Genomic DNA, 14,647 nt, shown 5'->3' with positions numbered 1-14,647 from the left:
ATTAATGATATAATATATTGAAAAATTGACTTAGGAGTAGAAAAGTAATGAAACAAAATAAATATGATGATCCAATTTTTTTTTGATAAATATAAAAAAATGGCAAGAAGTGTTGATGGTTTGAAAGCAGCTGGGGAGTGACATATATTTCAAAAGTTGTTACCGAATTTAAATAATAAACGAGTTTTAGATTTAGGATGTGGGTTTGGTTGACATTGTCAATATGCTGTTGAGCAAGGGGCATCATCAGTAGTAGGAATTGATATCTCAGAAAAAATGCTAAATGTAGCAAGAGAAATGACGGCAATTGAAATTCAATATTTGCAAATGCCAATTGAGGATATTAGTTTTCTTGCAAATTCATTTGATGTTGTTATTAGTTCGTTAACATTTCATTATATTGCGTCTTTTAGTAATATTTGTGCTAAGGTTTATGAATGTTTAGCAAATGGTGGTGCTTTTGTTTTTTCTGTTGAGCATCCGATATTTACTGCTAATTCCAATCAACAATGATGTGTTGATAATAACGCTAAGCGGTTACATTGACCAATTGATAATTATTTTGATGAGGATATCCGAAAAACCAATTTCTTGGAAGTAGAAGTTTTGAAATATCATCGGACACTTACTACTTATATTAATACTTTAATTGAATGTGGTTTTAAAATAATAAGTGTTATTGAACCACAGCCTAATGATGAATTATTAAAAACTGTTCCTTTAATGCAAGATGAATTGCGAAGGCCAATGATGTTAATAATTTCTGTTAGTAAGTAATTTTTTTGCAATCATTATTATTTTTTATTACTAAAAATATAAGAAAGTAGTATAATTCTTAATAGGAGTGAAACAATATGGCACTATTTATTATTAAACATCCTTTAATTGATGATAAGTTAACAAGGTTACGAAAAAAAGATACCAATAGTAAGATTTTTAAAGAAAATGTTAATGAAATTACGCGGTTAATGGCTTATGAAGTTTTTCAGGATTTGAAGTTACAAGAAATTTCAATTGAAACACCAATGGTGGCCACTACTGGTAAAAAAGTTGCTCAAGATATTATTCTTGTTCCGGTTTTAAGGGCGGGTTTAGGAATGGTTGATGGAATCTTAGGATTGGTTCCTAATGCTAAAATTGGTCATATTGGTATTTATCGTGATGAAAAGTCTCTGCAACCTAAGAAGTATTTAGAAAAAAAACCTAATAATGTGAAAAATAGTTATACAGTAATTTTAGATCCAATGTTAGCAACTGGTGGCACGGCAATAGCTGCAATTGATATTGTTAAACAATGGAAAGTATCACATAATATTAAGTTTATTTGTTTATTAGCTGCCCCAGAAGGAATTGCAAAACTGGAAAAAGCCCATCCTGATATTAATATTTATACAGCAGCAGTTGATGAGAAGCTTAATGAAAATGGTTATATTGTTCCGGGTCTTGGTGATGCAGGAGATCGCTATTTTGATACACAGTAGATAGTTATAATGAAAAATATTAATTGGAAATATGAAAAACAAATAATGATTGTTTTTGGGTTGTTAATTTTTATTGGACTATTAGTAACAACAATTTTTACTATAATTAATTATTTGTCTTGAAATTTGATTATTGGTTTTGTTACAACAAGTATTTTTAGTTTATTAAATTATTTGTTATTAATTTTTTTAACTTCGTATACGATCCAAAGCGGTCAATCAATTAATAAATTAGGAATAAAGCTACTTTTTTTATTGCGAGTATTATTATATTTAATTCCTGTTTTGATTATTATGCTATTTAATGAATATTTTAATATTTTTAGTAGTATTTTTGGTTTAATACTTGCTTTTCTTGCAACTTTAATTGTTAATATGTATAATGTTTTGATAGAAAAGAGGAACTTGAAGGATGAATCTTAAGATGTATGCAAGTTTTGAATTATGAGATCCGTGAAAACTTGTTCCGCAAATAACAACGATTATTTTAACAACTTTAATAATTACTATGATTACTTTAATATACTTTTTTAAAGTAAAAAAACTTGATCCTAAAGATGAACCACTAGGATTAGTATTAATTGTGGAACTTTGTGTTAAAAGTGTTGAAAATTTAGTTATTAGTATTTTAGGACCAAGTTTTAAATGATTAACATTATATTTTTTATATTTGTTGTCATATATTATTGTTGGTAATTTGTTATCAATTGTTGGGTTTGAATCGCAGATGACATCATATACAACAACATTTGCGATGGGATTAGTAACATTTGTGGGGATTTATATTTTTGGCATTAAATTTCAAAGATTAGCTTTTTTTAAACGATATTTAAATCCATTAGAATTGTTAACGCAATTTGTGCCATTAGTTTCCATTTCATTTCGACTTTTTGGAAATATTTTAGGTGGCAGTATTATTATGGCGTTGTTGTATCAATTTAGTGATTTAATTTCCCGACAAGTCCCAATTATTGGTCAAGTGAATTTTTTAGCAGGATTTTTAGCACCATTTTTTCATTTTTACTTTGATATCTTTTTTGGTATTATTCAAGCGGTTATTTTTTCAATTTTAACATTAGTTTATTGAAAATTAGAAATTGGTGATGAAAAACCCGTTAGTAAAGAAGGTGCTATTAATACGCGTGAAGCTGATGGATAATTGTTTCATTTAGTTCACAAAATATTTAATATAATATCTAGAAGGAGGATAAATAGATGATGAGTGTGGAAATAATAAATAGTATTAATACTGTTGGAGCAATTTTGGCTAGTGGTGATGCTTCATGAGGCAAATTTATTGGAGCAGGGATTGCTGTTTTAGGTTGTTTTGGTGCGGGGATTGGTCAAGGTTATGCTGCAGGTAAAGCTGCTGAGGCGGTAGGAAGAAATCCAGAAGCTAATGGTAAGATTAGAACAATGTTAATTATTGGTTGTGCCATTGCAGAAACTGGTGCTATTTATAGTCTTGTTATTGCTTTAATTTTAATATTTGTTACGTAAGGAATAAGATTAGATGTTGTTAAGTAATTTAGCAATTTTTTATAAAATTGAACAAGAAAATATTATTAATCAATTATTTCCTAATGTGTGGGTATTCATTGCTCATATTTTAGCAACTGTTGTTTTATTAGTTGTTTTAGGTTTTTTTCTTTATAAACCTTTTAAACAATTAATGCGAAAACGAAGAAGTATTATTAAAGATTTAATTGATGATGCGATTAGGAAACAAACACAAGCAACAAAGTATGAAACAGAAGCTAATTCGTTATTAAAGGATTCTAAAATGCAATCACAACAAATTATTGATGATGCTAAAGTGGAAGCTTTAACGCAAAGACAAGAAATTATTAATCAAGCGAGCATTGAGGCGAAGTTAATAGATGAACAGTCGCAAAGAGATATTTTAAAAGAGCGGATTAAAGCGGAAGAAAACATTCGTCAAGAGATTATTGATGTTGCTTTTAATATGGCACAAAATATTTTGGAAAAAGAGATTGATCGTGAACAAAATGAAGTTTTGATTGATGATTTTATTAAACAATTAGATTAGGAGTTAGTTTAATGATTCAAAATTGAGCATTAGCACTACTAAAGCTAGGACAGGAAGAAAAACAACTTGACATTATGTTAAGGCAATCAATTCATTTAATTAAATTATTTTTTGAATATCCACGAATTATTGATATTTTGTCAACACATAATTTAGAAAAACAAAAACAAAAAAAGATTATTGATAAAATTTTTAAAGATAAAGCTAATGATATTTTTGTTAATTTTTTTAAATTACTAATTGATCGCAATAATTTTCGGCAAGTAAGATTAATTCTTAAAGTGTTTCGTAATCTGTGCAATGAAAGAGCAAATGTTTTTTATGGGATTGTTTTTTCAACGATAAAATTGCAAGAAGAAGTTATTGATAAAATTGAGAAGAAAATTGGAAAAATTTTACAACAAAAAGTGGAATTAATTAATAAAATTGATCTTAGTTTAATTGCGGGTATAAAAGTAAAAGTTCAAGATCAAATTTTTGATGGTTCAATAAAAGGACGATTATTAGCAATGAAACGAAATATTGAAAATAAGTAAGGCAGGTGATATTGATGTCATTTAAGGTAAATGAAATTGCTGATGTAATTAAAAGTCAAATTAAACATTATGGTAAAAAGATGGAATTAAGTGAAGAAGGGAGTGTTATTAGCGTCGGTGATGGAATTGCTGTGCTTCATGGTTTAGATAAAGCGATGCTCGGTGAATTATTACTTTTTGATAATGATGTTTATGGAATGGTTTTAAACTTAGAAGAAGATGCTGTCGGTGTTGTTTTAATGGGTGATGATACTTATATTAAGGAAGGCGATGCTGTTAAACGCACGAAACAAGTTGTTGAAACTGTTGTTGGTGATGAGTTACTAGGAAGAGTTGTTAATGCCTTAGGACAACCGATTGATGGTAAAGGAGCGATTAAAAGTAAAAAGAAACGCCCTGTTGAAAGAATTGCTCCGGGGGTTATGACGCGACAATCAGTTGATGAATCATTACAAACAGGTATTTTAGCAATTGATGCGATGATTCCTATTGGTAAAGGACAACGAGAATTAATTATTGGTGACCGCCAAACTGGTAAAACCGCCATTGCGATTGATACGATTTTGAATCAAAAAGGGAAAGATGTTAATTGTGTTTATGTTGCCATTGGTCAAAAATCTTCTACTGTTGCCCAAATTGTAGAACGATTAAAGCAAACGGGAGCAATGAGTTATACGACAATTGTTGCTGCTGGGGCCAGTGAATTAGCACCATTACAATATTTAGCACCGTATACGGGTGTTACTATTGCTGAGGAGTGAATGGAACAAGGGAAAGATGTTTTAATTGTTTATGATGATTTAAGTAAGCATGCGGTTGCATATCGGACAATGGCCTTGTTGTTACGAAGACCACCAGGACGAGAAGCATATCCGGGTGATGTTTTTTACTTGCATTCACGATTATTAGAACGAGCAGCAAGATTAAATAAAGATAATGGTAATGGTTCAATTACAGCGTTACCAATTATTGAAACGCAAGCTGGTGATATTTCCGCTTATATTCCGACAAATGTTATTTCTATTACGGATGGTCAAATTTTTTTAACTAGTCAATTATTTAATGCAGGGATTCGTCCCGCTGTTGACCTTGGACTTTCGGTTTCGCGAGTTGGTAGTGCTGCGCAAATTAAGGCCATTAAGCAGGTTGCGGGAACATTAAAGTTAGAATTAGCACAATATAATGAATTACAAGCTTTTGCCCAATTTGGTTCGGACTTAGATGAGATGACAAAAAGAGTTTTAGAACATGGACAACGAGCAATTGATATTTTAAAACAAACACAATATAGTCCATTATCACAAACTAATCAAGCAATTTTGTTATTAGCAATTAATTTACGAAGAATTCAATGGGTTCCTTTGGATAAGATTTTATTGTTTAAAGAAAATATTATTAATTATTTTAAAAATAATAAAGAAGCTCATAAGATATATCAAGAATTAAAAAAGGTTAAAGCCTTTTCTAAAGAGTTAAAAAGTAAAGTTGATACGGAAATTATTAAAGTAGTTTATCATTTAGTTAGTAAAATTGATAAATATGAAATTACTAGTTTTGGGACAAAAGAGCAATGAGAATTGTTATTGATTCAAGGTAAAATTAAAGTTAAAAAAGGTCGTCATTAATAGTTATGCCACAAGATTTTCGGATTAAAAATCGTATTCAAACAATTAATACGATTGGTAAAATTTCTCGTGCTTTACAATTAGTATCAACAGCAAAATTGAAAAAAGCTAGTAAAAGAATTCAAGAGATTAGACCTTATAGTGAAGAAATGTATGATGTTTTTCATCATATTATTAGCAATACTAATGATTCTATGTATTTACAAAAAGATGCTGATTCCCATTTTCGAACAGTATGAATTATTATTAATTCTAATATTGGTCTTTGTGCTGGTTATAACTATAATATTCATAAATTAGTCATCCAAGAAATTAAAAAAAGTGATTTATTAATTGTAATTGGTGTGAAAGGGATTAGTTATTATCAAAATCGTGGTTATAATGTCATTAGTAGTTATTCTAATTTAGATTTAAATTTTGAATATCATCAAGCACAAGAAATTGGCTTTCAAGTTTTAAGTATGTTTAATAATAAAGAAATTGAACGGATTAAATTAGTTTATACAAAATTTATTAATAATATTTTGTTTCAACCAACGACATTGCAATTGTTACCGATTGCTAAAATTAATACTCAGCAAAATTCATTGTTTGAGTTTGAACCGGATGCCCAAACGGTATTAGAAACAACAATTTTATTATATTTAAATACTATTATTTATAGTGCCATTAGTGAATCGCAAGTATCGGAACAAGCATCAAGAAGGTTAGCAATGGAAAATGCTACTAATAATGCTAATGAGTTGAAAGATAATTTAACATTGCAATATAATCGTTCTCGTCAAGCTAAAATAACGCAAGAGATTGCGGAAATTATTGCTGCGGCTGATAGTACAAATTAGGAAAGGAGACAATTATGAAAAAAGTTGAAAAACAAAAGCATAATGAAGGTAAAGTTATTCAAATTTTAGGACCAGTTATTGATATTCGTTTTTCGCATAACAATTTACCTAATTTGTATAATGCTGTGGAAATTGATAATAATGGTGAAAAGTTAGTTGTTGAAGTAATGCAAGCATTAGGCGATGATATTGTGAGAACAATTTCAATGGGACCAACAGAAGGATTAACTAGAGGTTTAAAAGCGGTGGATACTGGAAAAGCAATTATGGTTCCCGTAGGAAAAGAAACTTTAGGAAGAATTTTTAATGTTTTAGGTGAACCGTTAGATGGCTCAATAATTCCCAAAGGAACCCGAAGAATGCCGATTCATCGTATTGCTCCGAGTTATGAAGAACAAAGCACAACAGCAGAAATTTTAGAGACGGGAATAAAAGTGATTGATTTGTTAGTTCCATATGCTCGTGGTGGTAAGATTGGTCTTTTTGGTGGAGCTGGTGTTGGTAAAACGGTTTTGGTGCAAGAATTAATTAATAACATTGCTAAAGAACATGGTGGAATTTCTGTTTTTGCTGGTGTTGGTGAACGAACTCGTGAAGGGAATGATTTATATTATGAAATGATTGAAGCTAATGTTATTAATAAAACGGCATTAGTTTTTGGGCAAATGAATGAACCTCCGGGCGCAAGAATGCGAGTGGCATTAACAGGATTAACAATGGCTGAGTATTTTCGTGATGAGCAAAATCAAGATGTGTTATTGTTTATTGATAATATTTTTCGTTTTACGCAGGCTGGAAGTGAAGTTTCGGCTTTATTAGGAAGAATGCCTTCAGCAGTAGGCTATCAACCAACTTTAGCAACAGAAATGGGAGCTTTACAAGAAAGAATTACTTCAACAAAAAAAGGTTCAATTACATCGGTACAAGCAATTTATGTTCCCGCTGATGATTTAACCGATCCGGCGCCAGCAACTACTTTTAGTCATTTAGATGCTAGAACGGTATTAGATCGTAGTATTGCGGCTTTAGGGATTTATCCAGCGATTGACCCTTTAAGTTCTTCTTCGCGATTATTAGATCCAGAAGTTGTTGGACAAGAACATTATCAAGTTGCTAGAAAAGTGCAACAAATTTTACAAAGATTTAAAGAATTACAAGATATTATTGCAATTTTGGGAATGGAAGAATTATCAGATGAAGATAAATTGCTTGTTAATCGTGCTAGAAAGATTCGGAATTTTTTATCCCAGTCATTTTCGGTTGCTGAAAAATTTACGGGAATGAAAGGTAGTTATGTTCCAATAGCAAAAACGATTCAAGGTTTTAAAGAAATATTAGCTGGTAAACACGATAAATTACCAGAACAAGCGTTTTTGTTTGTTGGTAGCATTGAAGAGGCGATTGCTAAGGCTAAAGAATTAGCAGAGGGTTAAAATAATGGCGATAAAACTAAAAATTATAACACCATTAGGAATTTTCTTTGATGATGATGTTGAAATTGTAACTGTTAAAACTACTGAAGGTTATATTGGAATTTTAGAACAACATATTCCTATTGTTGCTAATTTAGAAATAGCACAAATGTTTGTTAAACAACATAAAAAAACTTATAAGTTACTTATTTCTTCGGGAATATTATATTCAACAAAGAAAGAAGTTAAAATTTTAACTGATTATATTGAATATGATGATAAAGCGAAAGATCATTTATTACAGTTAGCAAAAGATCGGCATACTAAGATGACTAATTTTTAGCAGAAGGGAGTTTATTTGTGGATACGGCGTTATCAATTCATTTAATTAAAATTGCGATTTATTTAATTACTTTTTTGTTTTCTAGTTTGGGAACTAGTGCTGTATTATGAAATAGCATTTTGAATCCTAAAAAACCTCGTGAGGCGTTGCTATTTTATTTTCTTGTTACTTTGGCGTTAACATATTTGGTAGGTAGTTTGTTTATTGCTTTTTTAGGGATTGAATTGTGAATAAAGTAATAATTTAATTAAAATACCTAACATTGTATAATGTTAGGTATTTTTGTTTAGAAAAATTATTGTTTTTCTAGGAGGGCTATTTTTTCCATATCAGCAATGGCAACATAAGGTAAGTTACGGAGTTTTTCTTGATAATCAAGACCATAACCAATAAGAAATTCTTGGGGGGCTTTAAAACCGGTTCAATCAGCGTTAAGTTCTACCTTTCTTCCTTTAGTTTTGTCTAGTAATGTTACCATTTTTACGGTTTTAGCTCCTTTTAGAAATAAATATTCTTTGATGGTTAGTAAACTGGCACCACTTTCAATGATATCTTCAATAATTAAAATATCACGATTAGTAATATCTTGGTTAATGTCCATAATAATTTGTGGTGTGCTACTAGCTTCGGTTCCACCGTGGAAAGAAGCAATCGCCATAAAATCAATTTCACATTCAATTGTTAAGTGACTAATAAATTCAGCTAAAAAGGGAATACATCCTTTAAGAATTCCTAAAAGAATAATTGTTGAGTCGTTAGCTTGATAGTATTTACTAATTTCTAATGCTAACGCTTTAGTTCGTTCAATTATTTGTTGATGGGTAAATAAAATTTCTTTAACCGCAGGATGTTTTTCCATTAATAAGCTCCTTATTTTTTAGGTATGCTAATATTTTACCGTTTTTTTGTTTATTTTAGTAGTTTTTTTAATCATTTTTTAATTTTCTTTTTTGAATAATTGTTTGTTTAACAAATTTTGTATTGTTAGGTAATAGGTGCTGTCAAGTATTTTTATTACTAGTAAAAGTAATCATAATTAGTTCACTATATAATTGTTTAATAATATTGCCTTGATGTTCTTTAATAATTTTATTAATTAGTTTTTGGTGTTTGTATGGGAAAGAAATTGTATATTCATAAATTATTTCTAGGGTATATAGTTTAAGGTTTAAAAATAAATTTTGTAATCCAAATTTATAGGCGTGAATTAATCGTGATTTTCCTAAAAGGATTTTTCCAAAATAGCGAATGTTTAAAACAACGATATTGGTAATATTTTGTTTTTGTAAATAAGTAAGCATTGCAAATCCTGCGGTTCTGATCGGTTCTTTATCGTCATCATATTTTTGGATTTCATTATTATTGGTAATATAGCAATAACAATTGTGTGTCGCTTTAGGGTCTAAATATTGATTAATGAATTGTTGAGCGTCTTTTTCGGTGGTAACATATTTAATAAGACAAATAAAACGCGAATTTTTAATTGTATATTCAATTTTGTGAAGGGCATCATCAATAACTTTCATTGTTTTTCACCGTTATTTCGTTTTAATTTTTATTTTGTTTAGTGTTATGATAGCATTAATAGTGGAAAATACATATAGAGGAGATTAGAGATGTTACAAGAATTATTAGAAAAAGCGAAAATCGAATTACAATCATTGGATAATAAACGCCGGTTAATTTTTCCTGAGGGTACCAATTCAAAAATTCAAGAAGTAGCACTCAAATTAAAAAGTGATAATTATATTGAACCAATTTTATGTTTTGAAAATAAGATAGATATTCCTAAAAGTTTGTTAGGAGCAGGTATTAAAACGATTGCGATTGATGATAGTTTAAGTGATGAATTAGCCCAACAGTTGTTTACAATGCGTAAAAATAAAATTACTTTAGAAAAAGCTCACGAATTAGTTCAAGAAACTAACTATTTTGCAACAATGCAATTAAAGAATAATAATGCTGATTGTTTGTTAGGGGGGATTGAGTATGCAACAAAAAATATTTTAGTCCCTGCATTACAAATTATTAAAACAACAAAAGATGTAACCATTGCATCAAGTGCTAATTTACTAGTTAAAGATAATCAACGGTATGTATTTACTGATATTTCTTTAAATATTGACCCAACTACTGAACAATTAGTAAGTATTACAAAATCAGCAATTAATTTAGCTCATAAATTGGGCATAACATCGCCACAAGTAGCAATGTTATCTTTTTCTACTGCTAATAGTGCTACTAGTGATTCGGTTATTAAAGTTCAAGAAGCGACAAAGATATTACAAAAAGAAAATTTAGATGCTTTAATTGAGGGTGAGATGCAGTTTGATAGTGCTTTGTTAGAAGAAGTACGAATGAAAAAAATGCCTTATTCAAAGATGAAAGGTAGTGCGGATATTTTTGTATTTCCTAATTTAGATGCTGGTAATATTGGTTATAAAATTGCTGAACGATTAGGGCAATATCATGCTGTTGGACCAATGATTTTAGGTTTAAATCAAGTTGTTAGTGATTTATCACGCGGGTCAACAGTGGAAGATATTTATTTGACAGCGATTTTAACAGCTTGAAGATCAATTTAAAATATTAATGAAAGGAAATAAAATGATGCTATCTAATTTAAAGAAAAAAATTTTAGTTATTAATGCTGGTTCAAGTTCAATTAAGTTTCAGTTATATGAAATAATAACAAATAAAGAATTTAATCCAATTTGTAAGGGATTAGCAGAAAGAATTTTTGTTGATGGTAAAACGACGATTAAATATAATAATAATGAATTTGTTAGCGATACCCCGTTATCAAATCATAATGTGGCCGCAGAAGTTATTTTAGAACTTTTAAAATCACAAAATGTGATTCAAAATTTTAATGAAATTATTGCTGTGGGGCATCGCATTGTTCATGGCGGTGAAAAAATCAAAGAAAGTGCCCTTGTTAATGATGACATTACAAAGATAATTGCCGAAAATATTAAGTTGGCACCGTTACATAATCCTGCGGGGTTAAGTGCTTTAAAAGCATTTCAAGCGGTTGCTAACTGTCCGCATATTGCTGTTTTTGATACAACATTTCATACCACAATGCCAAAAATAAACTATATTTATCCCGTACCATATAATTGATATACTGATTATAATGTTAGAAGATATGGATTTCATGGTATTAGTTATCATTATATTATTAATAAACTAAGTTTGATTATTAATAAACCTGTTAGTAATATTAATGCGATTGTTTGTCATTTAGGAAATGGTGCTAGTGTTTGTGCAATTAAAAATGGGAAATCATATAATACATCAATGGGATTTACACCCTTAGCAGGATTAATGATGGGTTCTCGTAGTGGTGATATTGATCCAGCGATTCATCAATATATTGCTGAACAATTAAATTTAGATATTGTTGGTGTTGTTAATAAACTAAATAATGAATCTGGTTTATTGGGAGTTAGTCAAATTTCTTCTGATACGAGAGAAGTTAGTCAGGCTGCTAAGGATGGTAATAGTCAAGCACAATTTACCTTGGAATTATATGCTAAAAGAGTTGTTGATTATATTACTCAGTATCAAAATGATTTGGATAATAAGGTTGATGCGATTGTTTTTACGGCTGGTGTTGGTGAAAATAGTGCTTTAATTCGCGAAATGATTATTAAAAATATTAAAACTATGGCGTTAGATTATAATCGTGGTAAGAATAACCAATCATATGATGATTATTTACAAATATCTAATGATTTGAGTTCGGTGGCGATTTATGCGATTCGAACTAATGAGGAATTAATGATTTGTGAAGAGACATATCGGTTATTAAATAATATTAATTAAATTAACATATTTTATAAAAAAACTGAAATTAATCAGTTTTTTTGTTTATTAAAGATTTTATTAGTATTTTAAAGTATGATAAAATTAATAATGTTATAGGCGAGAAATTAGAAACTGGAGCGATATATATGAAGTTTTTTAATAAATATAAAAGTGTTTTAAAAAGGATTAGAGCTGATGTTCAAGAAATTTTAAATCTAGATTTAGAAATGCAAGAATTATCTGCTGATAGTTTAAAAAATAAAACTAATGAATTTAAAAAGCGATTGGAAGCGGGTGCCACTATAGATGATATTTTAATTGAAGCTTTTGCTGTGGCGCGTGAAGCAACGAGAAGAGTTTCGGGATTACATGCTTTTGCTGTTCAGTTAGAAGGTGGTATTGTTTTACATAATGGTGATGTTGCGGAAATGCGAACTGGGGAAGGAAAAACTTTAACAGCGATTATGCCAATGTATTTGAATGCTTTACTTGGTAAGGGCGTTCATATTGTTACTGTTAATGAATATTTAGCACAGCGTGATGCTGAAATTAATGGAGCGGTGTTAGGATTTTTGGGTTTAACAGTTGGTGTTAATTTAAGAGATTTAAGTAATGACCAAAAGCGAAAAGCTTATTTGTGTGATGTTACATATACTACTAACTCGGAATTAGGATTTGATTATTTAAGAGATAATATGGTGCATACTTATGGTGAAAAAGTCCAACGCGGGTTGAATTTTGCAATTGTTGATGAGGCGGATTCAGTTTTAATTGATGAATCAAGAACACCGTTAATTATTTCTGGTGGTTCTAAAAGTCGTGAACCTTTATATGAAAATGCTGACCGGTTTGCTAAAAGTTTGGATAAAAAGGCAGATATTAAAATTGATTTAGAAACTAAGCAGGTGGCTTTGACAATATCTGGTGTTAAAAAGGCAGAAAAACATTTTGGTGTTAAAAACTTGTTTAGTTTGGAGCAATCAGAATTATTCCATCATATTTTAAATGCTTTAAAAGCTGTTCATGTTTTTACGAATGGGATTGAATATGTTGCTCAAAATGATGAAATAATTTTAGTTGATCAATTTACGGGGCGGTTAATGCCAGGAAGAGCTTATAGTGATGGTTTACAACAAGCATTACAAGCTAAAGAAGCAGTTACTATTGAACATGAAACAACAACGCTGGCAACGATTACTTATCAAAATTTCTTTCGCTTATATAATAAATTGAGTGGGATGACAGGAACAGCAAAAACGGAAGAAGAAGAGTTTATTAAGATTTATAATATGCGAGTAATGGAAATTCCTACTAATCTTCCGATTGTGAGAAAAGATGATACGGATTTAGTTTTTGCATCACAAAGTTCTAAATATAAGGCTTTACTTAAAGAAGTTAAAGAACGACATACCAAAGGACAACCAATATTAATTGGAACAGCATCAATTACAACATCTGAGGAAGTATCAAATATTTTAAAAGAAGCTAAAATAGCTCATAATGTTTTGAATGCGCGAAATCATGTTCAAGAAGCCGAAATTATTGCTGGTGCGGGACAAATTGGGGCTGTTACAATTGCTACCAATATGGCTGGAAGAGGTACTGATATTAAATTAGGTGATGGTGTTATTGCCTTAGGTGGTTTGGCTGTTTTAGGTACGGAACGAAATGAAGCGAGAAGAATTGATAATCAGTTACGAGGTAGATCGGGGCGTCAAGGAGATCCGGGTTATTCACGATTTTATCTTTCAGTAGAGGATGAATTAATGCTTCGTTTTGGTAGTAAAAAATTACAAGGATTATTTAGTCGTTTAGGCGATGACCATATTCAATCAAAATTGTTATCACGAAGTATTACTAATGCTCAGAAAAAAGTTGAAGGATTAAACTTTGATACTAGAAAGAATTTGTTGGATTATGATAATATTTTAGCTCAGCAAAGAGAAGTAATGTATGAACAACGCGATGCAATTTTACAAACTAAGGTTTATGCTCCATTAGTTGAAAGAATGATTTTTACTGTTAGTGGTGATTTATTGGATATTTTTACAAAAGAGATTAATAAAGAAATTATGATTGATTTTGTTAGTTTAGTAAAAAGTTTAGAAACAAAGTTAATTAATAGTAATCATGAATTAGATGCTAAAGAATTACGATCAATGACACGGCATGATGCTGTTTTAGCAATTGGTCGGGTAATTTTTAATCACTATGAGAAAACTATTGAAAATATTCCAGAAGCGATGTTATGAAAAATTGAAAATCAAATTATTTTACAAGCTTTTGATCATCATTGGACAGAACATATTGATGGTTCTAGTAAATTAAGAACAGGAATTTATTTACGAAGCTATGGACAGTCAAATCCATTACATGCATATATTGATGAATCAGCTCAATTATTTAATCGGATGCGAATTAATATTGCTCATCAAGTAGTTATTAGTTTGTGTAGTTTAGAAATTGGTTCTGATATTGACGATGGTATATCCGATGAGGTAATGGAGGCTATTGAGAGGACAAAGGCAAAGCAAGGTGGTTAGGA

At 30.0% G+C, this 14,647-nt stretch carries 16 protein-coding genes and 1 pseudogene; 15 read left to right on the top strand and 2 right to left on the bottom strand.

Annotated features, from left to right (window positions below; genetic code table 4):
- The first annotated feature begins 47 nt into the window (after positions 1 to 47).
- From AAHM88_RS04175 to AAHM88_RS04120, 12 genes and pseudogenes are all read left to right on the top strand, one after another.
- Positions 48 to 777: pseudogene (locus AAHM88_RS04175) on the top strand (class I SAM-dependent methyltransferase).
- Positions 778 to 854: 77 nt separating this feature from the next.
- Complete coding sequence (gene upp, locus AAHM88_RS04170; RefSeq protein WP_342262298.1) at positions 855 to 1,481, top strand: uracil phosphoribosyltransferase; 627 nt, start codon at positions 855 to 857, stop codon at positions 1,479 to 1,481.
- 9 nt (positions 1,482 to 1,490) lie between these two features.
- Complete coding sequence (locus AAHM88_RS04165; RefSeq protein ID WP_342262297.1) at positions 1,491 to 1,904, top strand: MG406 family protein; 414 nt, start codon at positions 1,491 to 1,493, stop codon at positions 1,902 to 1,904.
- A 1-nt stretch (position 1,905) separates the two neighbouring features.
- The gene (locus AAHM88_RS04160; protein WP_342262296.1) at positions 1,906 to 2,640 is read left to right on the top strand and encodes a F0F1 ATP synthase subunit A; all 735 of its coding nucleotides are present in this window, start codon (positions 1,906 to 1,908) and stop codon (positions 2,638 to 2,640) included.
- A gap of 56 nt (positions 2,641 to 2,696) precedes the next feature.
- On the top strand, positions 2,697 to 2,981 hold the full coding sequence (atpE, locus tag AAHM88_RS04155; protein WP_342262295.1) for an ATP synthase F0 subunit C: 285 nt from the start codon (positions 2,697 to 2,699) through the stop codon (positions 2,979 to 2,981).
- 13 nt (positions 2,982 to 2,994) lie between these two features.
- Positions 2,995 to 3,531 carry a F0F1 ATP synthase subunit B gene (gene atpF, locus AAHM88_RS04150; protein ID WP_342262294.1) on the top strand — a complete coding sequence of 179 codons (537 nt, stop codon included), beginning with the start codon at positions 2,995 to 2,997 and terminating at the stop codon, positions 3,529 to 3,531.
- 11 nt (positions 3,532 to 3,542) lie between these two features.
- Positions 3,543 to 4,067, top strand: a complete 525-nt coding sequence (locus AAHM88_RS04145) for a F0F1 ATP synthase subunit delta (protein WP_342262293.1) — start codon at positions 3,543 to 3,545, stop codon at positions 4,065 to 4,067.
- Between the two features lie 14 nt (positions 4,068 to 4,081).
- Positions 4,082 to 5,692 (top strand): F0F1 ATP synthase subunit alpha, encoded by a 1,611-nt coding sequence (atpA, locus tag AAHM88_RS04140; protein WP_342262292.1) that lies wholly within the window; start codon positions 4,082 to 4,084, stop codon positions 5,690 to 5,692.
- Between the two features lie 5 nt (positions 5,693 to 5,697).
- Positions 5,698 to 6,534: an ATP synthase F1 subunit gamma gene (gene atpG, locus AAHM88_RS04135; RefSeq protein ID WP_342262291.1), complete on the top strand. Its 837-nt coding sequence runs from the start codon at positions 5,698 to 5,700 to the stop codon at positions 6,532 to 6,534.
- A 14-nt stretch (positions 6,535 to 6,548) separates the two neighbouring features.
- Positions 6,549 to 7,967, top strand: a complete 1,419-nt coding sequence (gene atpD, locus AAHM88_RS04130; protein ID WP_342262290.1) for a F0F1 ATP synthase subunit beta — start codon at positions 6,549 to 6,551, stop codon at positions 7,965 to 7,967.
- Between the two features lie 4 nt (positions 7,968 to 7,971).
- Positions 7,972 to 8,289, top strand: a complete 318-nt coding sequence (gene atpC, locus AAHM88_RS04125) for an ATP synthase F1 subunit epsilon (protein WP_342262289.1) — start codon at positions 7,972 to 7,974, stop codon at positions 8,287 to 8,289.
- Between the two features lie 17 nt (positions 8,290 to 8,306).
- Complete coding sequence (locus AAHM88_RS04120) at positions 8,307 to 8,528, top strand: hypothetical protein (RefSeq protein ID WP_342262288.1); 222 nt, start codon at positions 8,307 to 8,309, stop codon at positions 8,526 to 8,528.
- A gap of 56 nt (positions 8,529 to 8,584) precedes the next feature.
- On the opposite strand, the gene hpt is transcribed toward AAHM88_RS04120, so the two are convergent.
- Together hpt and AAHM88_RS04110 are read right to left on the bottom strand one after the other, a co-directional pair.
- On the bottom strand, positions 8,585 to 9,148 hold the full coding sequence (hpt, locus tag AAHM88_RS04115) for a hypoxanthine phosphoribosyltransferase (protein ID WP_342262287.1): 564 nt from the start codon (positions 9,146 to 9,148) through the stop codon (positions 8,585 to 8,587).
- A gap of 67 nt (positions 9,149 to 9,215) precedes the next feature.
- Positions 9,216 to 9,815: a YigZ family protein gene (locus tag AAHM88_RS04110; protein ID WP_342262286.1), complete on the bottom strand. Its 600-nt coding sequence runs from the start codon at positions 9,813 to 9,815 to the stop codon at positions 9,216 to 9,218.
- A 90-nt stretch (positions 9,816 to 9,905) separates the two neighbouring features.
- Here AAHM88_RS04110 and AAHM88_RS04105 point away from each other — a divergent pair, with 90 nt between their 5' ends.
- The 3 genes from AAHM88_RS04105 (at position 9,906) to secA (ending at position 14,645) form a co-directional block, all read left to right on the top strand.
- Positions 9,906 to 10,874: a phosphotransacetylase gene (locus AAHM88_RS04105; protein ID WP_342262285.1), complete on the top strand. Its 969-nt coding sequence runs from the start codon at positions 9,906 to 9,908 to the stop codon at positions 10,872 to 10,874.
- Positions 10,875 to 10,881: 7 nt separating this feature from the next.
- Positions 10,882 to 12,120, top strand: coding sequence for an acetate kinase (locus tag AAHM88_RS04100; RefSeq protein ID WP_342262284.1), 1,239 nt, complete (start codon positions 10,882 to 10,884; stop codon positions 12,118 to 12,120).
- 128 nt (positions 12,121 to 12,248) lie between these two features.
- A complete protein-coding gene (secA, locus tag AAHM88_RS04095; protein ID WP_342262283.1) occupies positions 12,249 to 14,645 on the top strand; it encodes a preprotein translocase subunit SecA in 2,397 nt (798 codons plus the stop codon).
- Positions 14,646 to 14,647 lie beyond the last annotated feature (2 nt).

The organism is Spiroplasma endosymbiont of Dromius quadrimaculatus (genome assembly GCF_964031155.1).
In the GTDB taxonomy this organism is placed as follows: domain Bacteria; phylum Bacillota_I; class Bacilli_A; order Mycoplasmatales; family Nriv7; genus Nriv7.
This window is presented reverse-complemented; position numbering and strand designations above follow the sequence as displayed.